Consider the following 23,044-nt stretch of genomic DNA (forward strand, 5'->3'; position numbering starts at 1 on the left):
CGCTGACGCGACCCGGGGCTCGATACGTCATCTTTGTGAAGCGAGAACTACTTCTCGATGATGGCGAGCACGTCACGGGCGGAGAGCACGAGATACTCCTCGCCGTTGTACTTCACCTCGGTGCCGCCGTACTTGCTGTAGAGGACCACGTCGCCCTCCTTGACGTCGAGCGGAATCCGCTTCTCGCCCTCGTCGTCCCAGTTGCCGGGACCCACCGCGAGGACCTTGCCCTCCTGCGGCTTCTCCTTGGCGGTGTCCGGGATGACCAGACCGGAAGCGGTGGTCTGCTCGGCCTCAAGCGGCTGGACCACAATGCGGTCGCCGAGCGGCTTAACGGGAACCTTGGTGGCGGTCGTCACGTCGGACCTCCCCTTCAGATATGAATGATCTAGAAGAGGCGACCAGCGGTCTGCCGTCGCGGGTGTCAGACCTGCCTCGTCGCATGTATTTGGCACTCTCACCGGGAGAGTGCCAATACGGAACAGTATGCAAGGTGGCCTTGACAGTCAACACGAAGCACCCCTTCTCCGCTTCACGCGAACGTCAAACCAGGTGGAAGCCCTACGGCGAAGCCCTGCGGCCGAGGCGGTAGCGTCGGCCGATGTGAATCTCGACGCATTCCGGGAGCTCCTCACCCAGCGCGGCCAGGAGGCCCTGGGCGCCGCGGCCGAGACCGCCGCCGACGACCCGGTGACCGCGGTGACGAGGTTAAGGAAGATCTACGACGCGGACCTGACCTCCGCGGCGCTCACCCAGGCGACGCTCAGGCTGCGCGCGAGGGAGAAGTTCGGCGCCGACGCCGATCTCATGTACTTCACCCGGACCGGCCTGGAGCAGGCCACCCGCCGCGAGGTCGCCGACCACAGGGCGCGGCGCCTCCCCGCGGGCTCGCGGGTCGCCGACGTCTGCTGCGGCATCGGCGGCGACCTCCTCGCCCTGGCCAGGGCCGGGTGCTCCGTCGAGGCCGTCGACGCCGACCCGCTCACCGCCGCGATCGCCCAGGCCAACGCCGACGCCCTGGGCTTCGGCGACCGGGTCTCGGTCCGCGCCGCCGACGCCTCCACCCTGGACCCGGCCGCCTTCGACGTCCTGTTCGCCGACCCCGCGCGCCGCGGCGCGCGGGGCCGGACCTTCGACCCGATGGGATACTCACCGCCCTGGCCCGCCGTGCTGGAGATGGTGGCCCGAGCCGGGGCCGCCTGCCTGAAGGTCGCCCCCGGGATCCCGTACGAGTTCGTCCCCGAGGGCGCGGAGGCCGAGTGGGTCTCGTACAAGGGCGACGTCAAGGAGGCCGTGATCTGGTGCGGTGCGCTGGCGGGCGAGACGGCGCGCAGGGCCACGATCCTGCCGTCGGGGGCCACGATGACCCCCGACCCCGCCCTCGGCGATCCCGCCACCGGCCCCGCGGGACGCTACATCTACGAGCCGGACGGCGCGGCGATCCGCGCCCACCTGGTCGCGGAGATCGCCGCGTCGGTCGGCGGGCACCTGCTCGACCCGCAGATCGCCTACATCACCGGTGACACCGCGACGCCGACGCCGTGGGCGTCGCGGTACGAGGTCCACGAGACGCTGCCGTTCTCGCTCAAGCGGCTGCGGGCGGCGCTCCGCGAGCGCGGCGCCGGCAATGTGACGATCAAGAAGCGTGGCTCAGCGGTGGACGTCGACCGTCTCAGGAAAGACCTCCGACTTTCCGGCGGGGAATCCGCGGTGGTCATTCTCACCCGAATCGGTGACCGACCGTTCGCCTTCGTGTGCACCCCCGACTGACCGGCGGATCATCACCATCTGACCAGCCAAAATAGTCAATTCTTCCAGCCAACCGGCAATTCCTTTCTTTTATTCTCGCTGCCAGAAAACCCTGATCCAGGGGCTAAGGTTGCCGGGCGGGAGTTCTCTCTCGCCTGCGTTTCCCTCTCGTTCATCAGCAAATCCCATCAAACCCAACCGCGCGGCTGAGCGTCGGCGAGCGAAGGAGCTCTCGGTGGATCACTCCGACCACACCCTGCTCCAGGCGGGCGGCCAGGCCGCCATCTCCGACCGGATGCGGGAGCTCCTCGCCCGCGCGGCACAGGACCACGTCTACGAGCAGCGCACCCAGGGGGCCGTGCTCGACGAGATCCGGCGGCGCCTGGAGGGCATGGAGTGGGTGCTTCGCGAGGTCAGGGAGCGCGAGATCGGCGGGCTGAACGGCACGCTGGAGTCCGTCCACGGCCGGCTGGACGACATCGCCGCCCGCCCGCCCTCCTGGGCCGAGGGCCTGGCCCAGCACGTCGAGGCGATACGCGACCACGTCGACGCCGTCGGCGAGCGGGTCGACTCCCTCGGCCGCCGCGTCGACACCGTCCGCGACCGGGTCGTCCCCCTGGGCGAGCTGCCGAGCCTGTGGACCGACCTCGGTTCCGTGGGCGAGAGCATGGACGAGGCGCTCACCCGCCTACGGGCGATCTCCGACGGCACCCAGGGCCTCGACGAGCAGGTGGGGCAACTGGCCGAGCACCTGGGCAGGCTCCAGGCCGACATGGGCGTCGCGGCGCACCGGTTCAGCCGCCTCGACCGGGCCGTGGCCGACCTCTCCCAGCGCACCGGGCGCGTCGAGGCGGGGATGCTCGACCTGGTGGCGAGCGTCCAGCAGGCCGTCGGCACGGCCACGGACCGGATGCTCGCCGCCGTCGAGCAGGTGAACGGCAAGGTCGACCTGGTGAGCGGAAGGGTCGAGCAGGTGGGCGCCAGGGTCGACCTGGTCGCGCCGAGGATCGACGAGTGCACCGCCGCCGTCGAGAGCCGCATCGACAGGCTGGACGGCCATCGCATGACGGCCGGTGGCCGCTTCGACACCCTCGACGAGCGCCTCGACGACATCGAGGGGCGCCTCACCTGCCGGATGGACGTCATCGACTCCCGGCTGTCCACGCTGGACGGGCGCGCGGAGAAGTCCGCGGAGCGCCTGGAGAGCCTGGACGAGCGCCTGGAGGACCTGCCGGCCGTGCTCGGCGTCGGCGCGCTCATCGGCGTTCAGACCGCCGAGCAGCGCGAGCGCTTCGACTCCCTGGACGAACGCGTCATCAGGGCGGAGGCGGCGCTCTCCCCTCTCGCCGAGACGCTCCGCGCCCTGCCCGACCGCGACGAGCTCTCCGAGGCCCTGAGCGAGACCGTCGAGCCCGCGCACGCCGACCTCACCCGTCGTCTGAGCGCCCTGGAGGAGACCATGCTCGCCCTGGCCGAGGCGTTGCTCCGTCCCACCAGGGGCGACAAGGACTGACCTCGGTTCTCCGCCGAGGGCCGCTCCGGGCCCTCCCCGGTCCAGCTCGGCCTTCGCGGAAGATCCCGCCCGGCCTCCCCGGTCCCGCTCGCCCCTCGCGGAAGATCCCGCCCGGCCCTCACCGTGTGGGGAGACCCGGGCCTCGCGGGGAGAGGGCGAACCGCGCGAGAAGCACGGACGCCGTCAGCCGGAGCGGGTGGCATCGGCCGCCGGGCGCCTCCCCGCGCCTTCGACGACCTTCGCCTCGCGGCACAGGTTGTTCCTGACCACCGAGAGCAGGGACGACAGCTCGTCGGTCTGCTCGGCCGTCAGTCCGTTGGTCATCCGCCGGTGCACCTCGGCGAGGACCCGGTCCACCTCCGGGCGGAGCGCGTGCCCCTTGGGCGTGATGTCGACGATGCTGATCCGCCGGTTGGCGGGGTCGGGCCTGCGGCTGACGAAACCGCTGCGCTCCAGGCGCTGCAGGGTCTTGGTCATGGTGGACACGTCGACGCCGACGATTCTCGCCAGGGCGTTCTGCGACTGGGGGCCGTTGTCCCACAGCGCGCCCATCACACGCTCCTGGCCCGGGTAGAGGTCGATCTCGCCGAGGAGGTCGGCGAGCAGCACGCGGTGGCCGCGAGTGGCGTAGGCCATCAGGCAGTTGAGGTCGTTGTCGTAGTCGCCGCACTCGCCGGCGGACGAGGGACACGCCCCGGCCTCGTCACCTCCTCCGGAGAGGGCCTCGGGTGTCGTGCCGCGCTCTTCGGTCACGTCGCGCTCTTCGTCGATCGACAACTCCGCCATGGTCGGATCCTTCCGCTCTCCCCGAGACTACCCGCTTGCATGTTGGCCGACCAAGTTGTAGAACTACTTATTGGCTAGCCAAGTTGGCCAGCCAACAAAAGGAGTTCACCATGCCGTTCTCACCGTTCACGCTCGCCGGCCTCCAGCTGCCCAACCGCCTGGTGATGGCGCCCATGACACGCTCTCGGGCCTACGTCGACGGAATCCCCTCGTCGCTCACCGCCCTGTACTACGCCCAGCGGGCCTCGGCGGGCCTGATCATCACCGAGGGGGTCCAACCCAGCCAGGCCGGCAAGGGCTACATGAACACCCCGGGGTTGCACACCGACGAACAGGTGGCCGGATGGCGTGAGGTCACCGACGCCGTCCACGCGGCGGGCGGCAGGATCTTCGCCCAGATCATGCACGCCGGCCGGATCGGCCACCCCGACAACACCGGCGCGCTTCCCTTCGGGCCGTCCGCCGTACGACCGGCGGGGCAGATCTTCACGCCCACCGGCCTGCAGGACTACCAGACCCCGCTCGAACTGACGACCGCCCAGGTCGAGTCCACCGTCCAGGACTTCGCCGACGCCGCCGCACGCGCCGTGGAGGCGGGCTTCGACGGGGTCGAGTTGCACGGCGCCAACGGCTACCTCATCCAGCAGTTCCTGTCGCAGAACGCCAACCTGCGCGACGACCACTTCGGCGGCTCGCCGGAGAACAGGATCCGCTTCGCCGTGGAGACCACGCGGGCGGTCGTGGACCGGATCGGCGCCTCCAGGGTCGGCATCCGCCTCTCGCCGGGCAACGGCGCGGGAGACCTGGTCGAGGACGACATGCACGAGATCTACCCGGCGCTCGTCTCCGAGCTCGCCGCGCTCGACCTCGGCTACCTCCACCTGGTGGCGAGTTCCTCCGAGGAACTCAACCAGGAGATCCAGACGCTGTGGCCGAACGCCCTCATCGTCAACGACCCCTCGATCGACGCCCCGGTCGAAAGGGTCACGCGGTGGCTGGAGCGTGGCGCCGACCTGGTCTCGCTGGGCCAGTCGTTCCTGGCCAACCCCGACCTGCCGCTCCGCCTCCGCCTCGGCGCCGAGCTCAACCAGGCCGACTTCAGCTCGGCCTTCGGCGGCGACCACCGCGGCTACACCGACTACCCGGTACTCACCCTGCACTCCGTCTAAGGCACCCGTGGTGAAGTACCTCCGGGAGGAGGAAGCCCTCGAAGGAGAAACCCTCGGGGCGGCCCCCGGAGGAAGAACCCGCGGCAAAGGGGAGAGCTCCGTGCGGCCGCCGCCCAACGGGGGCGCGACGGCCGACGGGCGCACACGGACACGCCGGCGGGGGTCCAACGCACGAACACCCCCGGCGGGGTCGGCGGGCGCGCGAACGCCCTCGGCGGGGGTTCGACGGAGCGCGCGGACGCCCTCGGCCGGGCGTCATCCCCTGACGAGGACGGGCCCGTCAGACGTGGACGGTGGTGATGGGCATCGAGGAGTCGGCCGGGATGTCCAGCCGCGACGGCGTGATGCCGGCCGCGACCAGGTCCGAGCCCAGGGCCGCCACCATGGCGCCGTTGTCCGTGCACAGCCCGGGGCTGGGGACCCGCAACCGGACACCGGCCGCGTCACAACGCTCCTGGGCCATCGCCCTCAGCCGGGAGTTGGCCGCCACCCCGCCACCGATCAGCAGGTCGTGAACGTCGTACTTGGCGCACGCCTGCAACGCCTTGCGGGTCAGCACGTCGACGACGGCCTCCTGGAACGACGCCGCCACGTCGGGCACGTGAACCGGCTCCCCCGCCTTCTCCCTCGCCTCCACCCATCGGGCCACCGCGGTCTTCAGGCCGGAGAAGGAGAAGTCGAGCGTCCCGTCGTCGTACTTGCCGCGCGGGAACGCGATCGCCGCGCCGGAGCCGTCACGGGCCACCCTGTCGATGTGCGGCCCGCCGGGGAACGGCAGGCCGAGCACTCTCGCCACCTTGTCGAACGCCTCGCCCGCGGCGTCGTCCACCGTGGAACCCAGCGAGATGACGTCCCTGGCGACGTCGGGCACCAGCAGCAGCGACGAGTGCCCGCCGGAGACCAGCATCGCGATGCAGGGCTTGGGCAGCGCCCCGTGCTCCAGCTGGTCCACCGCGACGTGGGCGGCGAGGTGGTTGACGCCGTACAGCGGCACGCCCAGGCCCAGCGAGTACGCCTTGGCCGCGGCGACGCCGACGAGCAGCGCGCCGGACAGGCCGGGCCCGGCGGTGACCGCGATCGCGTCGACGTCGGCGAGCCGCAGGCCCGCCCGCTCCAGTGCCCGCTCCACGGTCGGGGTCATCGCCTCCAGGTGCGCCCGGGAGGCGACCTCGGGCACCACCCCGCCGAAGCGGGCGTGCTGCTCGACGCTGGAGGCGATGGCGTTGGCCAGCATCGTGTGCCCCCTGACGAGGCCGATTCCCGTCTCGTCGCAGGAGGTCTCGATGCCCAGGACCACCGGTTCGTCACGCATGGAGATCCTTCCTCATCATGATCGCGTCAGTGCCGTCCTCGTAGTAGCGGCGGCGCAGGCCGATCCGCTCGAACCCGAACCTGTCGTAGACGGCCTGCGCGCCCAGGTTGTCGGCGCGCACCTCCAGGAAGACCGACACGGCGCCCCTGCGGGCGGCCTCGGCCAGAAGATCGGTCAGCATCGCGCCGCCGACGCCGTTCCCGCGCCACTCGGCCAGGACGGCGATGGTCTGCACGTCGGCCTGGTCCCCCGCCGCGGCGAGGCCCGCGTAGCCGACGATCACGCCGTCGACCAGGGCCACCACGTAGTGCCTGGTCCTCGGCTGGTCGTCGAGCTCCCCCCGGAGCATGCCCTCGCTCCAGGCGTCGGCGGGGAAGGTCTTCCGCTCGACCTCCATCACCGCGGGCAGGTCGTCCGCGGTCATCCGGCGCAGGACGGCCGTCACGTGGAGACCTTCTTGGGCGCCGAAGGCACCTTGGCGTCGGGCCGGCGCAGGTAGATCGGCCTGGGCGGGCCGAGCACGGGGTGGGTGCCGCTCTCCGCGGCCTCGCGGACGCCCGGCTCGCCGAGTCGCCCGGCGGCGAGCGCCGCCATCGCGCCCGCGCCGGGATACTCCGGCACGTCCAGGATCCGGGAGGCGCCGACGATCTCGGCGTACATCCGCGCGCCCGCGCCGACCAGCGGGAGCTCCCCCGGCAGGTCCTGGGGCCGGTCCACCGCGGGGCCCGACAGCCGGGTGCGCGGGTCCCGGTAGTGGCCCCAGAACACCTCCTTGCGCCGGGCGTCGGTGGCCACCAGGAACGGCTCGTCCGGTCCGCTGCCGTACGCGAGCGCGTCGAGGGTGCACACGCCGTACGCCGGGACGCCCAGCGACGTCGCGAGGGCCTGGGCGGTCACCAGGCCGACCCGCAGGCCGGTGTAGGGGCCGGGTCCCGAGCCCGCGACGATGGCGGTGACGTCGCGGAGCGAGGCCCCGGCCTCGCTCAGGACCGTCTCGATCGTGGGGACGAGCAGCTCACCGTGGCGGCGCGCGTCGATCGTCGTCGACTCGGCGAGGACCCTCGCACCGTCGTGCAGAGCTGCGGTGACGGCGGGGGTCGCGGTGTCAAAGGCCAGGACCAGCACGAACACTTAGCCTAGCCCGTCCCGCGAGGGCTCAGGTCTTGACCAGGGTGGCGTAGACGATGAGGTTGTCGCGATACTCGTGGTTGTCCCAGTCGAAGGACCCGCCGCAGGTGATCAGTCGCAGGCCGTCCTCCAGATAGACCTTGTCGGCCGGGAACCGGTTCTTGCTGATCTGCTCGACCGTGTCCACCCGGTACTGGGCGACCTTGCCGTCGCTGCGTACGACCTTGATCACCTGCCCCTCCCGCATCTCCTTGAGCTTGTAGAAGACCGCGGGCGCGGTCTTGGTGTCCACGTGCCCGAGGATCACCGCGGACCCCTCGTCACCGGGGACCGCGCTGTCCTTCACCCAGCCCGCGACGTTCGGCTTCTCGTACGGCGGCAGGTCGACCCGGCCGTCGGTCACGCCGAGCTTCATCAGCGGCGCCTTGATCCCCAACGAGGGGATGTCGATGCGGCTGGGCGAGACCGACGCGCGGGCGGGCGCCTTCTCCTTCTCGACCTCGCCGCCCCGGTTGCCGAACGCGACCAGGACGACGCCGGTGATGACCCCGGCCAGGACGATCCTGGACCAGCGGGTTGAATCGGCCATGGAGGACTACGAACGGCGGCGACGCACGACCGCGATGCCGATGCCGCCGGCCAGGGCGAGGGCGAGCAGGACGCCGGTCGTGCCGATCGGGGCGCCCGAGTCGTTCGGGCCTCCGGCGGCGGTGCCGCCGCCACCCGTCTCCGGCGCCTCGGTGCTGATGATCGTCCTGGTCGGCTTGGAGGTGGGGGTGGAGCTCGGCTCGGTGTCGGCCACGATCCTGAGGTTGGCCTTGCCGGTGTCGTTGGTCCCCTCGCACCTCGCGTTGACCTCGTGGATCCCGGGTTCGGTGCCCTCGGCGACGGTGGCCTGGCCACGGACCCACGGACGCGGCGCCGGGGTCGCGGTCGAGGCGGGGTCGGGCGTGGGCGTCGCGAGGATCGGGTCGAGGGTCACCGGGGTTCGGAAGATCTTGGAGGACGCGGTACCGCGATGCTCGGGGCCGCCCTGCGGGATCGGGCAGTTGGCCAGGATCCATACCTTCTGCCCGGCCTTGGCGCGGGCCGGCTGGAGTTGGACCTCGATGTCCTGCCGGCTGATGCCGGAATCAGGTGGGGCCGTGGTGGGTGTGCCCGACGGGTCGGCCGTTTCGGCACCCGCAGAGCACCCGACCAGTCCGAAAAGGAGGATGGCTCCCACAACCGCGACACGCTTGACGCTTGGCACCGTCGAACTCCACTTCGCCCTCCGGCCGACGACCCTCGCCCGGCACGATTTCCCACCTGTTCCCCATTAAACATGGGCAAACCCGCAAGAGTCGATCATCACGCCTGACGATCTAGACCAATGGTGCGTAGTCCGAGCGTGCCAGGATTTCTCTGTCTTTGTAGGCAGATCAGATGACGCCGTGCCAGCGCGGCCCGATTCCCCTGAGGGCGACGGTCCGCTCCTCCCCCGGCTCTTCGGAGGCGCCCCTGCCGATGAGGATCTCCAGCCGGTCGTCGGCGAGCCCCTCCACCAGGCCCTCGCCCCACTCCACGACCGTCACCGACTCCTCGATCGAGGCGTCCAGGTCCAGGTCGTCGACCTCCAGATCACCCCCGAGGCGGTAGGCGTCGACGTGGACCAGGGCCGGTCCACCCGAGAGCGAGGGGTGCACCCGGGCGATGACGAAGGTCGGCGAGGTGATCGGGCCGCGCACCTTGAGCCCTTCGGCGATCCCCTGCACCAGGGTCGTCTTGCCCGCGCCGAGCGGGCCCGAGAGCACCGCGAGGTCCCCCGGGCGCAACAGGGCCGCCAACTCCTCGCCCAGCTCCCGCATCTCCTCGGCGGTCGCCACGATTCTCACCGCTTCGTCACTCCTGTTCCATGCCTTCCTGGGCCTCACGAGGTCTTCCAGGACCTTCCAGGGCTCAGCGCCGTTCACGGCCCCGGCGAACCCCGCTCAGGGCTCACCGTACGCCGTACGTGCGCCTGCGGCTCACCGGTCCTCGTCATCGATGTCGGCCGCGTCCACCCGCTTGAGCAGGTCGTGCAGGGCGTCGTTGACCACGGTAGGCCGCTCCAGCTGGACCAGGTGCGAACTTTCCGGAACCTCGGTGAACCGGGCGCTCGGCAGCGCCGCAGCCATCGCCCTGCTGTGCTCGACAGGGGTGAGCCAGTCCTTGTCGCCGACCATGATGGAGGTCGGGACCTCGTCCAGCACGCGTAGCGCGCTCAGCTTGTCGTGCGACATCAGCGCCGGGTAGAACTCGGCGATCACCTCGAACGGGGTGGAGCGGATCATCGACTCGGCGAAGTCGACGACCGTGGGGCTGATGTTCTTGGAATCACCGAAACCCAGGTGGCGCAGGACGAGGAAGGCCACGTCGTTGCCGACCTGGCGGCTCTTGTCGACCAGCGAGCCACCGCGTCTCAGGAGCGACACCGTGCCCGGCGTGACCTTGTGCACCGCCTTCGACAGCAGCGCGGGCAGACCCAGGGAGATCTCGCCGAGCTTGCCGGTGGAGGTGGAGATCAGCGCCACGCCCTTGATCCTGTCGCCGAACAGCTCCGGGTGCCTGTCGGCCAGCGCCATGATCGTCATACCGCCCATGGAGTGGCCGACGAGCACGCACGGACCGGGCACCAGCGCCTCGATCACCTCGGCCAGGTCGTCGCCCAGCCGGTCGATCGAGCAGTCCTTCATCGGGATGCGTGGCGAGCGCCCGTGGGAGCGCTGGTCCCACAGGACCAGGCGGTGCTCGCCGCCCAGGTCACGCCGCTGGTAGTGCCAGGAGTCGAGGTTGAGCGTGTAACCGTGGCAGAACACCACGGTCAGCGGAGCCTCCTCCTGCCCGTCGACCTCGGCGTACAGGGGAACACCGTCGGAGGTGGTGACCGTGGTGGGACGGCCGCGCAGCTCTCCGAGCGGCTCGCTCGCCTCCAGGTCGGGGCGGAGCCTGATGCGTCCGACGGCGTACCGCTTGGCGAGAGCCCCTGCGGCCACTCCGGCCGACGTGACACCGACGACCGCGCCCGCGATACCGACCTTGCGCCGTCTGGTACTACTCATGCGCCCCCCTGAGCTTCCTTTCACCGGTAAACGCGCGGGACCCGCGAACCGATCCTGGTCACGATCTCATGCGTGATCGTGTCGAGGGAATCCGCCCACTCCTGAGCGGTGGGCTCGCCACGGGAACCGTCGCCGAACAGGATCACCTCGTCACCCTCCGTCAGCGGGTCGTCTCCTACGTCGATCATGAACTGGTCCATGCAGACCCTGCCCGCGATCCGCCGTCTGCGGCCACCGGCCATCACCTCCGCCACGTTGGTGGCGTGCCGTAGGACCCCGTCCGCATACCCGAGGGGGACGAGGCCAAGCGTCGTCTCACGATCCGTGACGTACAGGTGTCCGTAGGAGACGCCCGACCTGGCGGGCACCCGTTTGACCAGGGCGATCCGGGCGACGAGCGTCATCGCCGGATGCAGCCCGAAACCTCCGAGCCGGGGCACGGGGCTCAGGCCGAAGGTCGCGATGCCAGGACGGACCATGTCGTAGCGTGCCTGCGGCAGCGTCAGGATCGCCGCCGAGTTGGCGATGTGCCTGATGACGTGGGAGCCTCCGGCCCCGGCCTTCTCCGCGATGTGCAGCGCCTCGTCGAAGGCCGCCAGCTGGGCCGCGATGGACGGGTCTCCCGGGATGTCGGCGCAGGCGAAGTGGGACCAGAGCCCGACGATCTCGATCACGCCCTCGGCCCGGTGCCGCAACGCCCGCTGGACCAGGGCCGCCCATTCCGCCGCCGTCGCGCCGCCGCGTGACATGCCGGTGTCGACCTTCAGGTGCACCCTCGCCGCCCCACCGGCCTCCGCGGCGGCGTCGGCGATCGCGTCGATCATCGAGACGGAGCTCGCCGAGAGCTCGATGTCGTGCCCGACGGCCTGCTCAAGCGGCTCTCCCGGCGGGATGATCCACGCCAGGATCGGCGCGGTGATCCCGGCGGCCCTCAGTTCCAGGGCCTCGCGGATGTAGGCGGTGCCCAGCCGTCCCGCGCCGGCCTCCAGGCAGGCGCGGGCCACGGGAACCAGCCCGTGCCCGTAGGCGTCGGCCTTGACCGCGACCATCATCTCGGCGCCGGGAGCGTGGCTCGCGAGCTGCCTCACGTTCTCACGAATCGCCGAGAGATCCACCCGTGCCTCGGCGGGAGTCATCGGGAAACTCATGACCCCAGTTTGGCAGGTGAGAGGCGATGCCGAGGCCCGCCGAGCAGGGAGCGCGCCACCTCCGGCAGGGCCTCGGCGACGTCCCAGGCGGTGAGAGGGCCCTGACGACCGGCGATTCCGTGCAGATACGCGGCGCAGGAGGCCGCGTCGTACCCGCTCAGTCCCGCGGCCAGCAGCGCGCCCGCCAGACCCGCCAGCACGTCGCCGGTGCCGCCGGTCGCGAGCCAGGGGCTGCCGGTGAGGTTGATCCCGACCGGCCGGTCCTCCTCGGCGACCAGCGTGGTCGAGCCCTTGAGCAGCACGGTCACCCCCAGTTCCGCCGCCGCCCGCCGTACGCTCTCCAGGCGCCGCGCCTCGATCCGCTCCCTCGGCACACCGATCAGGCGGGAGAGCTCGCCCGCGTGCGGGGTGATCAGGACCGGCGAGTCCCTGCGGAGCAGCGCCCTGTCCTGGGCCACCAGGGTGAGCGCGTCGGCGTCGACGAGCACGGGGACCTCGCTCGACAGCACGGAACGGGCGACGGCGCGGGCCTCGTCGCCGGTGCCGAGGCCGGGGCCGAGCACCCACGCCTGCACGCGGCCCACCCTCTCGACCCCCTCCCCGGGGGCGAGCGTGGTGATCACGGCCTCCGGCCAGCGGGCCCGCACCTGGGCCACCGGCTCCGCGCCCCCCGCGTAGCGGACCATGCCCACCCCGGCCCGCAGTGCCCCGCCCACCGCCAGCACCGCGGCGCCGGTGTAGAGCTCGCTGCCCGCCGCGACCCCGACGACGCCCCGGCGGTACTTGTCGGACGAGGCGTCGGGTCTGGGCAGCATCGCGGCCACGTCGGCGTCCGTCGGCGCGACCGCCTCGGGCTCGGGCAGGTGGGGGCCGAGGCCGATGTCCACGAGTTCCGTCCGGCCCGCGTGCCGGGAGCCGGGATCGACGAGCAACCCGATCTTCCACGCCCCGAACGTGACGGTGGCGTCCGCGACGACCGCGGGACCCTCCACCCGGCCGCTGCTCGCGTCCACGCCGCTGGGCACGTCCACCGCGACGACCTCGCCGGGCGCGTCGTTCGCGAGCCGGGCGAGGGTCGCGTACGGCTCCCTGAGTGCCCCGGCCCCGCCGATCCCGAGCATCCCGTCCACGATCAGGTCCGCCGCGTCGAGCAGGCCGCGAACGCGCGCACCCGCGGGATCCGCGGTGGCCACCGCGAGACCGGGCCCGTTTCCCGCGCCGGGACCGGAACCGGAACCGGGATCGCGGTCGGAACCGGAACCGGGATCGTGGCCGGGGCCGGGGCCGGAGCCGTGATCGGGGTTGAGCCGGGTGACGCGGCCGCCCGCGCGGCGCAGGGCCTCCAGACCCGCCGCGTGGACGCGCGTACCGGCGAGGAGCGCGTCGACCCTCGCCCCCCTGGCCGCGAGACGGGCCCCGGCGTAAAGGGCGTCACCGCCGTTGTCGCCACCGCCGACGAGCAGCACGACGCGGGAGCCGTACACGCCGCCGAGCATCCTGGCGCAGGCCACCGCGAGCCCGGTGGCCGCCCTCTCCATCAGGGCGCCCTCGGGCAGCGTCGCCATCAGTGCCGCCTCGGCCGCCCTGATCTGGTCGGAGGTGTACGCGGTCCGCATTCCACCGAATCTATCCCTCGGCGATCACGTAGGCGATCGCGACGCCCCCGTCGTGGGTGAGGGAGACGTGCCACCGGGCCACGCCCAGGGCCTCGGCGACGTCCGCCACCCGGCCGGTCACCCGCAGCTCGGGCCGCCCGTGCTCCCCGCTGAGCACCTCGGCGTCCAGGTGACGCAGCCCGGGAGGGGCGCCGAGGGCCTTCGCGACGGCCTCCTTCGCCGCGAACCTGGCGGCGAGGGACTCCGTGGCCAGCCCGCTCTCCCCTTCGGTGAACAGGCGTCCCCGCAGCGCGGGCGTCCGCACCAGCGTCGCCTCGAACCTCGCCACGTCCACGACGTCGACACCGATACCAACGATCACCCTCCCAGGCTAGTGGCGTCGCGCCGTCGGCCCGCGTTCCCGCCGGTCAGAAGCCGCCGCGCTGCCAGGGGCCCCAGATGGCGAAGCTCGTCCCCTTGGTGGACTGGACGTTGACGTAGAGGGTGTGACCGCCGGGGCCGAAGGTCGAGCCGGCGAACTCGGCGTCGGAGTCGCCGCGGACGGGGGCGAGGCGGGAGAAGTCGAAGATCTCGCCCTGGCGGGTGAGGCCGCGCAGGTAGTTGTCACCCGCGCCGTCCTCGCACAGGACCAGGGTGCCTCTGGGGCTGGCGGTGACGTTGTCCGGCAGGTCGAGGGTGACCGCGCCCGGCGACTCGTAGACGAGTTTGAGCCGCCCGCTCCACGTCTCGTACGCCCACACCTGGCCGCGCCCCTTGCCGAAGCCGCCGCGCGGGGTGTCGCCGGACGCGGTCGCGCCGCCCTGGGTGGAGACGAAGTAGATCGTGCCGTGGTGGTTGATCGCCCCCTCCAGCCGGGAGAAGAGCGCCGCGCCCTTCGCCCTGCCCTGGTTGCCGACGGCCTGGAGGGCGAGGCTGTTGGCGGGGGTGCCGATGAAGGTGGGGTCGGGGTCGTCGATGTCCACCCAGGTCGTCGAGTACGAGGCTCCCCTGGGCTGGCCGAGGGAGAGGTTCTTGCCGGGCGCGCCACGCACGGCCAGCATCTGGAGCCGGCCGCCGTCGAGGATGCGGCGGGCCGTCAGCGGGTTCTTCGGGGGCAGGTAGCGGTAGAAGCCGGAGGCGAAGCCGAAGTTGTCCTCGGTGAGGTAGAGCGCGCCGGTGAACCCGTCGAACGCGACCGACTCGTGGGCGAACCGCCCGGCGTTCCTGATCGGTCCTCCGGCCTGGCCGTCGAGCGGGACCTCGAAGATGTAGCCGTGCTTGCGCGTGAGCTTGCCGTTGTCCTGGCCGGTGAAGTCGTCGCCCACGTCCGGCCCGTTCACGGTCTCCTCGCAACTCACCCAGGCACCCCAGGGCATCGGGCCGCCCGAGCAGTTCATCTGGGTGCCGGTCAGGCTGGGGGCGGAGGTGAGCACCTTGCCGTAGCGGGTGACCCTGAGCGTCGAGGTGCCGCCGCCGGCCGCCGGATCGTAGGCCTTGGCCGGGTTTCCGAACGCGCCGACCGGGCCGTTGACCTCGTGGTTGCGGATGAGGATCGCGCTGCCGCCCGGCCCGCGGAACGCGGCCATGCCGTCGTGCCTGGAGGGGACGGTGGATCCGTCGCTGTACTTGTCGCCGGCCGAGCTGAAGGACCGGTAGTGGAAGCCGTCGGGCAGGTGGAGGCGCACCACGCCGTCCCGCTCGTCCTTGACCGGCTTCAGCGGGCCGTACCCGGCCCCCGGGAGAAGCTCCCCGTTCGCCCCCGCCCGCGCGACCCCCGCGAACGGCCCGGCCACCCCCAGCGCGGCCAGTGCGCCACCTCGGGCGAGGAAACGACGACGGTCCATCTTGCGGCTCCCTTGGATCCGGTGGATTCACGCCACGTTGATGCGCCTCAGTAAACCGTTATATGGCATATATCGACACTTAATGGGACAAGAAGAAGGGCAGAGCCTATACCCACTTACGGCTGTGGGTAATCCATAGACTTTATCCACAGGCTGTGGACAACGCGCGGGGAGGGCTTACTCCACCGTGACCGACTTGGCGAGGTTGCGGGGCTGGTCGACGTCGTGCCCCTTGGCCGTGGCCAGCTCGCAGGCGAAGACCTGGAGCGGCACCGCGGCGACCAGCGGCTGGAGCAGGGTCGGCACGACCGGGATGTGGATCAGCGTGTCGGCGTAGCGCCCGACCGCGACGTCCCCCTCCTCGGCGACGACGAGGGTCCTCGCGCCCCTCGCCCGGATCTCCTGGATGTTGGACACGATCTTGTCATGGATCATCCGCTGGCCCGAAGGCGAAGGGACGACGACCACGACCGGGAGCCCCTTGTCGATCAGCGCTATCGGGCCGTGCTTCAGCTCGCCCGCCGCGAAGCCCTCCGCGTGCATGTACGCCAGTTCCTTGAGCTTCAGCGCCCCCTCCAGCGCGACGGGAAAGCCCACGTGCCGCCCGAGGAAGAGCACACACCGCTCGTCGGCGAGCGACCTGGCCAGCGCGCGGACCGGCTCGACGGTCGAGAGGACCTCGCTCACCTTCGACGGCGCCTCCGCCAGCCGGTCGACGATCTGGGTGATCTCGTCGCCGTACTTCGTCCCCCTGACCTGGGCGAGATAGAGCGCCACCAGGTAGCACGCCACCAGCTGGGTGAGGAACGCCTTGGTGGAGGCCACCGCGACCTCCGGGCCCGCGTGCGTGTAGAGGACGGCGTCGGACTCGCGGGAGATCGTGGAACCGTTCACGTTGCAGACCGCCAGCACCCGCGACCGCTGCCCGCGCGCGTGCCGTACCGCCATGAGGGTGTCCATGGTCTCGCCCGACTGGCTGATCACGATCACCAGCGTGTCCCGGGTGAGGATCGGGTCGCGGTAGCGGAACTCGCTCGCCACCTCGACCTCGCAGGGCAGCCTCGCCCAGTGCTCGATGGCGTACTTCGCGATGAGCCCGGCGTGGTAGGAGGTCCCACAGGCGACCAGAATGATCTTGTTGATGTCACGTAGCTCCTGGTCGGACAGTCGCATCTCGTCCAGCACCAGCCGGCCGTCCTCGCCGACCCTGCCGAGCAGCGTGTCGGCGACGGCCCGGGGCTGCTCGGCGATCTCCTTGAGCATGAAGTGGTCGTAGCCGTCCTTCTCCGCGGCCGAGGCGTCCCAGTCGACGTGGTAGTCGCGCGTCACGGCCGGGAGGCCCTGGAAGTCGGTGACCGTGATCTTCGAGGGACGCAGTTCGACCACCTGGTCCTGGCCCAGTTCCACCGCCTCGCGCGTGTACGCGATGAACGCCGCCACGTCCGAGCCGAGGAAGTTCTCCCCCTCGCCCCTGCCGATGACCAGCGGTGAGTTGCGCCGCGCGCCCACCACCACGTCGGGCTCGTCGGCCGAGATCGCGAGCAGGGTGAACGCCCCCTCCAGCCGCAGGCAGACCCGGCGCATCGCCTCCATGAGCCCTCCGGCGGCGAACCGCTCCAGCAGGTGCGCCACCACCTCCGTGTCGGTCTCGGAGACGATCCTGTGCCCCGCGTTCTCCAGCTCGGCCCTGAGCGCGGCGAAGTTCTCGATGATCCCGTTGTGGATGACCGCGATCCGTCCCTCGCAGTCGGTGTGCGGATGGGCGTTGCGGTCGGTGGGGGCCCCGTGGGTGGCCCACCGGGTGTGCCCGATCCCCGTCGTCGCCGCGGCCGGCGGTGTGGGACGTGAGACCAGCGCCGAGCGCAGGTTGGCCAGCTTCCCCGCCCGCTTCTCCACGACCAGGCCGTCCGCCCCGACCAGAGCGATCCCCGCCGAGTCGTATCCCCGGTACTCCAGGCGGCCCAGCCCCTCGACCGCGACCTCGATCGCCTGGCGCTGTCCCGTATATCCCACTATTCCGCACATTGTCATACCCCCTCCCTGAGAAGTCGTCCGGTGCGTCTATGGAGAACCCCCCGGACAGACCAAGAATCCCGCCCGGTACCCGTCGGGAAGCGCTCCCGACGCACCATCCCTCGTCGGGAAGCGCTCCCGACGCACCAGCACCCGTCGGGAACCGCTGCCGGCACACCAGCACCCACCGGGAAGCGCTCCCGGCACACCAACACCCACCGGGAGGCCGCCCCCGGCACACCGACACCCGCCAGAACCCCGTCCCACGGACCAACACCCGCCAGGAACCCGCCCTCGACGGATCAGTAGGCTCTCTGAACATGGCCAACGGTTTGGACACCGCGACACCGTACGTGCAGCTCAGCCGGGCTCAGTGGAGCGAACTCCGCAAGAACACGCCCCTCACGCTCACCGAGGACGAGCTGGAGGAACTACGCGGCGTCGACGACCCGATCGACCTGGCCGAGGTCACCGACATCTACCTGCCGCTCACCCGGCTGCTCAACCTCCACTTCACCGGGGCCAGGCAGCGCAGCGCGGCGCTCAACACCTTCCTCGGCGGCGGGCGCAGGACGGCCCCGTACGTCCTGGGCATCGCGGGGAGCGTCGCGGTCGGCAAGTCGACCACGGCCCGGCTGCTGCACACCCTGCTGGCCCGCTGGCCCGAGCACCCCCGGGTGGACCTGATCACCACCGACAGCTTCCTCTTCCCCAACGAGGTCCTCACCGCGAGGGACATCATGCACAGGAAGGGCTTTCCCGAGAGCTACGACCGGCGGGCCCTGGTCAGGTTCGTCGCCGACGTCAAGGCGGGCCTTCCGGAGGTGACGGCCCCGGTCTACAGCCACCTGGAGTACGACATCGTGCCCGGCGCGACCCAGACCGTGCGCCGACCCGACATCCTCATCGTCGAGGGCCTCAACGTCCTGCAGCCCGCACCGCCCACCGCCCTCGCGATCAACGACTACTTCGACTTCTCGATCTACGTGGACGCCAAGGTCGAACACATCCGCGACTGGTACGTGGACCGTTTCCACAAGCTCCGGCGTACGGCCTTCGAGGACCCGAAGTCCTACTTCAAATATCTCGCCGGCCTGTCGGAGGAGGAGGCGACCGACTTCGCCAGAAATATCTGGCGCGACATCAACGAGCGCAACCTCGTCGAGAACATCGCCCCCACCAGAGGCCGGGCCGATCTCGTCCTCCACAAGGACGCCAACCACTCCATCCAGCGCGTCCGCCTCCGCCGCATCTGATCGGAAACGTAGGAAACGACGACCGAGCGGCTCGGACGCGGCGCCGGTTCGGGGTCCGGGGGAGACTCAGTCGGCCCGGCGGGCGACGTACAGGATCCGGTCGTGGTCGTCCTCGTCGGCCGGCTCCCGCGCCGACGTCCCCACCAGCCCGCGGGTGGCCACGACGCGCAGCCCGGCCCGCTCGGCCACCCGGCGCACCGTCCGGTCGGAGCGGTGCCGCTGCACGTGCCGCATCGACACCCGCTCCCAGCCCGCGCCGACCCGCTCGAACAGGTCGAACTGGGTGACCACGACCGCGTCGGCCTCGATCCGCGGCGACGCCGCGAACCACGCCACGTACCGGTCCCCGCGGTCGGCGACCGTTGGGACGCCGAACGTACGCCGGTAGTAGCCGATGGTGCTCAGGTCGAAGATCAGCACCCCGCCGTCCGCGAGCTGGTCGCGCGCCGACGCCAGCGCCCACCGCAGCTCGTCCGTGCCGGCCAGGTACGCCATCGGCAGGTCCACGCAGGCGACCACGTCGAAGCCGGTCAGCCCCGGCGGGGGCTCCTGCAGCCGTCCCACCAGGAACCGGACGTCCTCGGCTCCGGGTCTGCTCCCGGCCATCGCCACCATCGCCGGCGACAGGTCGTAGCCGGTCACCTCGAACCCCCGCTCGCGGAAGGCCACGCTGCTGCGGCCGGTCCCGCACCCGGCGTCCAGCAGCCGCCGCCCGCCCGTACCGTACAGGCCCGCCATCTCCACGTAGCGGTCCACCAGGGCGGCGGTGTCCATCCGCGCGTTCAGCTCGTCGTACCGTGCCGCGACGCTCTCGTACGCCGCCAGCGTCTCGTCCACATGCGTCATGAGCGCCTCCCTGAGCGCGGACCCGTCGGGGCCGCGCCGGGCCGTCGGAGGCCAGGCGCGGCCGGAGGGGGAGAGAGTCTTACCAGACGAACCATGCCTGCCGGTTGACCCGGCGGCCGGTAACACGGCGCAGCAACTTCCTCATGGAGTTCACCTCCCTTCCTGGTGGCCGCTGGCGGTCAGGGTCTGATGGGGGTCCGGCGCAGTTGGAACGAGGGCGGGGTGATGATGCCCGCGACGTGGGGGCGCCCGTGACCGCCGCGCACCTCCAGGCGGGCGCCGTCGCTCACGGCGGCGAGCAGGCCGGTGGCCAGGGTCTGCGCGACAGCGGCCCCGGCACAGGTGAACGGGCCGCCACCGAAGGGCAGGTAGGCCCCGCGAGGGCCGGGGCCGTCGTCCCACCGTCCTGGCCGGAACCGGGCGGCCTGCGACCAGTACCGCTCGTCGCGGTGCAGCAGGTAGACGCAGACCGACACGCTCTCCCCCGGCTCCAGCCGCACGCCGCCGATCCGGTGGGCGCGGTGTACCGGGCGGCCCAGCAGCCACGCCACCGGCCACAGCCGCAGCGACTCCCGTACGGCCGATTCCGCGGGCACGTCCGCCAGGTCGACGCCGTGGGCGGCGGCCGCCAGCAGCGCCCAGCCGACCACGTGGCCGACCGGCGCCACCGAGGTACGGAACAGCAGGAGATACACCTGGGCGACCTGCGCGGCGGGCGTGTCGGGCGGGGTGGACCCGAGCACGGCGTCCAGCAGGTCTCCGGGGCGACCGGGTTCCTGACCGGCCGGACCGGTCACACCGGCCCGGCCGGCCCGGCGGGCGCGCACCTCGCCGGCGACCGCCCGCACCACGCGCGCCCACAGCGCCGCCCGCGCCACGCGTGCCGGCCGGCCGCCGGAACGGATCAGGACGTCACGCTCCACCACCCGCGTCATCAGCTCCCGCAGCGCCGGCGGGCTGTCCGGGCGCAGCAGCGCCTCGGCCAGGAACCGGTGCGCGGCGGTGCGCCCGGCCGACGGCCACTCGCTGACCTCTCCCAGCCCCGCCACGACGGCGGGCAGCCGCTCGCGGTGGGCGGCCAGGTGGGCGCGCACCGTCGCCCGCGCCGCACGCCCGATGGCGACCTGCGTCTCCCGCGGCCCCAGCCGCCCGCCGCGGACATGGAAGAAGTCGGACACCTCGTCGTAGTGACCCTCCTCGTTGTGCAGCACCCGCAGGGCCTCGACCGGGTCGGCCACGCACAGTGACCCGTCGTCGGGCAGCCGGAACACCGGGCCGTGCTCGCGGGCCGCCCACTCGACGAACCCCAGCGGGTCACGGCGGTACCGGCGCGCCGCGCCGCCGGAAGCGGTCCGATCCGATTCGCCGGCCGTCGCCATCCCACCCCCATGCCGTCCGTGACCTCGGGTGCACGCGCGGGTGGTGCCGCCCGCGCGCCCTGCCGGGAGAGGGCGCCGCCCGCCACCTTCGCCGGGCGGGCGACCGGACCGTGGGCCCACCGGCAGGCGGCGACGACGAAAAAGGCCGACACCACACCAGGAACAGCGGAAGCCTATACCTGCGAGTCATTCTCGATGGTTATTGAGTGAACAATGGGGAATATCGGTGTTTTATTGACAGAATTGGCTGAATAAACGCTGCGGAGGTATCCCGTGAATAGGTCGTCCGTTCCCGCTCGGGCGCGGCGGGAACACACACCCACACCTTCCCCGGAAACGTGAACCGAGATGCGATCGGTAACCGTACGACTACGAATCCGCACGTCAAGGCCATGATCATGACGTAGTGGACCTCCGGCGTCACACCCCGTCACCTTTCCGGACCCTGTTTCGGCCGTTCACCCATCGGAGGTAAAAAACTTCCCCGCCTGCGGTTATGTATGGCGTAACAGCACCAAGCCCTCTCCAGAAGAGTGGATTAGTGTCTTATATGTGAGCATCTCATCTCATGGTCCGCTGAAGCTGAGCGTCGGCGCGAGCACCGGCATGAAGATCGCTGCCATACTCCTCGCCGGCCCCTTCGTCGGTTTCCCGCTGTTCGCGATCTCGGAGATCGGGCGGGCCGTCGAGCTCTCCCTCGACGACTCCTCGCTGATCCTGACGCTGCCCCTCGCCCTGGTCATGGTGGTCTTCCTCATCGTCCTCCTCGGCGTCCTCCGCTTCCGCGCGGAGATGGAGGGAAGCGTCGTGGAGGTCCACGGTGCGTTCACGACGCGCAGGGTGGATCTCGCGCGGGCCCACGTCTGGCTGGACTCCTTCCCCGAGTGCTCAAGAGCCCGTGACCTGACCGGCCACCGGCTCCCCTACCTGTACCTGTACGCCCAGGAGCCGGGCGGCCGCAAAATCCTGCTGCGGCTGCGCGCGGCGCACGCCTTCCTGCCGCCGCGGGAGCTGGGCGCCCTCGCGGACGCCATCGAGTCGGACCACCGGACCGGCCAGGACGCCGAGCGGGCCTCCCGCACAGCCGACCTGCTCCGGCGCCTGAGCGCCGACCCCGCCCTCAAGGTTCCCTGACGGGCTCCGCTCCCGCACCGGCCCGGGCAGTCGGGACGCAGGAAAGGGGCGGACGACGACCGTACGGCTCCCGGGCTTCAGCCGGCCGGGAGCCAGGTCCTAGGGTTGGCCCGTGCTGCATCTACGTGTGATCACTCCGGCGGAGCTGACGGACAAGGTGCTGAAGGTGCTCGACGAGTGCGTCGGCGTCCTCAACATCGTCCTGTTCCCCGGTGTCGCGCGCTCCCCGGCCGGGGACCTCGTCCAGTTCGACATCGCCCGTGAGGCCGCCAACCAGGTGATCGAGCGACTCCAGGAGCTCGGCCTCCACACGGAGGGGTCGATCGCGGCCGAGCAGATCGACCTGTCGATCTCACAGGCGGCCGAGCGCGCCCAGGAGGAGGCACCCGGCGACAGCGAGGACGCCGTGGTCTGGGCGGAGTTCGCCCAGCGGGTCGACGAGGACACCCGGCTCACCTGGGCCTTCCTCGCGTTCCTCACGATCGCCACGCTGCTCGCGGCGATCGGCGTGATCGTCAACTCACCGATCCTCATCATCGGCGCGATGGTGCTGGGGCCGGAGTTCGGCGCGATCGCGGCCATCTGCTTCGGCCTGCTCCGCACCGACGGGAACCTCATCGGCCGCGCGGCCAGGACACTCGTCCTGGGCTTCGCCGCCGCCCTCACGATCACCTTCGTCTGCGCGCTGGCCGCGCGGGGGCTCGGCTGGATCGGCGTGGGCACGCTCGCGACCGGGCACGAGGAGATCGAGTTCATCGTGAAGCCCGACAGGTGGTCGTTCATCGTCGCGCTGCTCGCGGGGGCCGCCGGGGTGCTCTCGGTCACCGCGGGCAAGTCCTCGGCCCTGGTCGGCGTCTTCATCTCGGTCACCACGGTCCCCGCCGCCGGATACTTCGCGGTCGCCGCCGCGCTCGCCCGCTGGGGCGACATGGCCGCCTCGGCCGTCCAGCTCGGGGTGAACGTCGCGGGCATGGTGATCTCCGGTGTGGTGACGCTGCTCGTCCAGAGGGCCTACTGGTCCCGGTTCGGCATGCGGCTGCCGGCGCGCCCGGGTGGGAGATAGCGGCTGAGAATTGACCTTTTGGACGAGGG

Annotated in this window: 22 protein-coding genes; 6 read left to right on the plus strand and 16 right to left on the minus strand. The window is 71.3% G+C overall.

Annotated features, from left to right (window positions below; translation table 11 throughout):
- Positions 1 to 47 precede the first annotated feature (47 nt).
- A complete protein-coding gene (groES, locus tag AB0B90_RS01845; protein WP_030912806.1) occupies positions 48 to 359 on the minus strand; it encodes a co-chaperone GroES in 312 nt (103 codons plus the stop codon).
- Positions 360 to 603: 244 nt separating this feature from the next.
- Here groES and AB0B90_RS01850 point away from each other — a divergent pair, with 244 nt between their 5' ends.
- The gene (locus tag AB0B90_RS01850) at positions 604 to 1,770 is read left to right on the plus strand and encodes a class I SAM-dependent methyltransferase (RefSeq protein WP_350943335.1); all 1,167 of its coding nucleotides are present in this window, start codon (positions 604 to 606) and stop codon (positions 1,768 to 1,770) included.
- Positions 1,771 to 1,984: 214 nt separating this feature from the next.
- Positions 1,985 to 3,262, plus strand: coding sequence for a hypothetical protein (locus tag AB0B90_RS01855; protein WP_350943333.1), 1,278 nt, complete (start codon positions 1,985 to 1,987; stop codon positions 3,260 to 3,262).
- 183 nt (positions 3,263 to 3,445) lie between these two features.
- On the opposite strand, the gene AB0B90_RS01860 is transcribed toward AB0B90_RS01855, so the two are convergent.
- Positions 3,446 to 4,048 (minus strand): MarR family transcriptional regulator, encoded by a 603-nt coding sequence (locus tag AB0B90_RS01860; RefSeq protein WP_350943332.1) that lies wholly within the window; start codon positions 4,046 to 4,048, stop codon positions 3,446 to 3,448.
- Between the two features lie 110 nt (positions 4,049 to 4,158).
- On the opposite strand from AB0B90_RS01860, the gene AB0B90_RS01865 reads away from it, so the two are divergent.
- Positions 4,159 to 5,217 (plus strand): alkene reductase, encoded by a 1,059-nt coding sequence (locus AB0B90_RS01865; RefSeq protein ID WP_362920277.1) that lies wholly within the window; start codon positions 4,159 to 4,161, stop codon positions 5,215 to 5,217.
- A gap of 280 nt (positions 5,218 to 5,497) precedes the next feature.
- Here the strand turns inward: AB0B90_RS01865 and tsaD are convergent, their stop codons facing one another.
- From tsaD to glmS, 12 genes are all read right to left on the minus strand, one after another.
- The gene (tsaD, locus tag AB0B90_RS01870; RefSeq protein WP_362920279.1) at positions 5,498 to 6,529 is read right to left on the minus strand and encodes a tRNA (adenosine(37)-N6)-threonylcarbamoyltransferase complex transferase subunit TsaD; all 1,032 of its coding nucleotides are present in this window, start codon (positions 6,527 to 6,529) and stop codon (positions 5,498 to 5,500) included.
- Positions 6,522 to 6,953, minus strand: coding sequence for a ribosomal protein S18-alanine N-acetyltransferase (gene rimI, locus AB0B90_RS01875; RefSeq protein WP_350943570.1), 432 nt, complete (start codon positions 6,951 to 6,953; stop codon positions 6,522 to 6,524). The genes tsaD and rimI overlap by 8 nt, the downstream gene beginning before the upstream one ends.
- A 17-nt stretch (positions 6,954 to 6,970) precedes the next feature.
- Positions 6,971 to 7,654, minus strand: a complete 684-nt coding sequence (gene tsaB, locus AB0B90_RS01880) for a tRNA (adenosine(37)-N6)-threonylcarbamoyltransferase complex dimerization subunit type 1 TsaB (protein ID WP_350943568.1) — start codon at positions 7,652 to 7,654, stop codon at positions 6,971 to 6,973.
- A 31-nt stretch (positions 7,655 to 7,685) separates the two neighbouring features.
- Complete coding sequence (locus tag AB0B90_RS01885; RefSeq protein WP_350943326.1) at positions 7,686 to 8,246, minus strand: class F sortase; 561 nt, start codon at positions 8,244 to 8,246, stop codon at positions 7,686 to 7,688.
- Between the two features lie 6 nt (positions 8,247 to 8,252).
- Positions 8,253 to 8,909 (minus strand): hypothetical protein, encoded by a 657-nt coding sequence (locus AB0B90_RS01890; protein WP_350943324.1) that lies wholly within the window; start codon positions 8,907 to 8,909, stop codon positions 8,253 to 8,255.
- A gap of 169 nt (positions 8,910 to 9,078) precedes the next feature.
- On the minus strand, positions 9,079 to 9,531 hold the full coding sequence (gene tsaE / locus AB0B90_RS01895; protein WP_350943322.1) for a tRNA (adenosine(37)-N6)-threonylcarbamoyltransferase complex ATPase subunit type 1 TsaE: 453 nt from the start codon (positions 9,529 to 9,531) through the stop codon (positions 9,079 to 9,081).
- Between the two features lie 132 nt (positions 9,532 to 9,663).
- Entirely contained in the window at positions 9,664 to 10,737 is a 1,074-nt protein-coding gene (locus AB0B90_RS01900) for an alpha/beta hydrolase (RefSeq protein ID WP_350943320.1), read from the minus strand.
- 20 nt (positions 10,738 to 10,757) lie between these two features.
- On the minus strand, positions 10,758 to 11,885 hold the full coding sequence (gene alr, locus AB0B90_RS01905) for an alanine racemase (protein WP_350943318.1): 1,128 nt from the start codon (positions 11,883 to 11,885) through the stop codon (positions 10,758 to 10,760).
- Positions 11,882 to 13,501 (minus strand): NAD(P)H-hydrate dehydratase, encoded by a 1,620-nt coding sequence (locus AB0B90_RS01910; protein ID WP_362920282.1) that lies wholly within the window; start codon positions 13,499 to 13,501, stop codon positions 11,882 to 11,884. Before AB0B90_RS01910 ends, alr begins: the two co-directional genes overlap by 4 nt.
- 10 nt (positions 13,502 to 13,511) lie before the next feature.
- Positions 13,512 to 13,862, minus strand: coding sequence for a holo-ACP synthase (locus tag AB0B90_RS01915; protein ID WP_362502946.1), 351 nt, complete (start codon positions 13,860 to 13,862; stop codon positions 13,512 to 13,514).
- 46 nt (positions 13,863 to 13,908) lie between these two features.
- Positions 13,909 to 15,324: an alkaline phosphatase PhoX gene (locus tag AB0B90_RS01920; protein WP_350943313.1), complete on the minus strand. Its 1,416-nt coding sequence runs from the start codon at positions 15,322 to 15,324 to the stop codon at positions 13,909 to 13,911.
- Between the two features lie 177 nt (positions 15,325 to 15,501).
- Positions 15,502 to 17,349, minus strand: a complete 1,848-nt coding sequence (gene glmS, locus AB0B90_RS01925; protein WP_350943566.1) for a glutamine--fructose-6-phosphate transaminase (isomerizing) — start codon at positions 17,347 to 17,349, stop codon at positions 15,502 to 15,504.
- A 308-nt stretch (positions 17,350 to 17,657) separates the two neighbouring features.
- On the opposite strand from glmS, the gene coaA reads away from it, so the two are divergent.
- Positions 17,658 to 18,593, plus strand: coding sequence for a type I pantothenate kinase (coaA, locus tag AB0B90_RS01930; protein ID WP_350943312.1), 936 nt, complete (start codon positions 17,658 to 17,660; stop codon positions 18,591 to 18,593).
- 66 nt (positions 18,594 to 18,659) lie between these two features.
- On the opposite strand, the gene AB0B90_RS01935 is transcribed toward coaA, so the two are convergent.
- Together AB0B90_RS01935 and AB0B90_RS01940 are read right to left on the minus strand one after the other, a co-directional pair.
- Entirely contained in the window at positions 18,660 to 19,439 is a 780-nt protein-coding gene (locus AB0B90_RS01935; RefSeq protein ID WP_362920285.1) for a class I SAM-dependent methyltransferase, read from the minus strand.
- Positions 19,440 to 19,618: 179 nt separating this feature from the next.
- Positions 19,619 to 20,818 (minus strand): cytochrome P450, encoded by a 1,200-nt coding sequence (locus AB0B90_RS01940; RefSeq protein ID WP_362920287.1) that lies wholly within the window; start codon positions 20,816 to 20,818, stop codon positions 19,619 to 19,621.
- Between the two features lie 552 nt (positions 20,819 to 21,370).
- Here AB0B90_RS01940 and AB0B90_RS01945 point away from each other — a divergent pair.
- Both AB0B90_RS01945 and AB0B90_RS01950 read left to right on the plus strand, forming a co-directional pair.
- Complete coding sequence (locus AB0B90_RS01945) at positions 21,371 to 21,952, plus strand: hypothetical protein (RefSeq protein WP_362920289.1); 582 nt, start codon at positions 21,371 to 21,373, stop codon at positions 21,950 to 21,952.
- Between the two features lie 112 nt (positions 21,953 to 22,064).
- Positions 22,065 to 23,015, plus strand: coding sequence for a DUF389 domain-containing protein (locus AB0B90_RS01950; protein ID WP_350943306.1), 951 nt, complete (start codon positions 22,065 to 22,067; stop codon positions 23,013 to 23,015).
- Positions 23,016 to 23,044 lie beyond the last annotated feature (29 nt).

Source organism: Streptosporangium sp. NPDC049078 (assembly GCF_040648855.1).
GTDB lineage: Bacteria > Actinomycetota > Actinomycetes > Streptosporangiales > Streptosporangiaceae > Streptosporangium.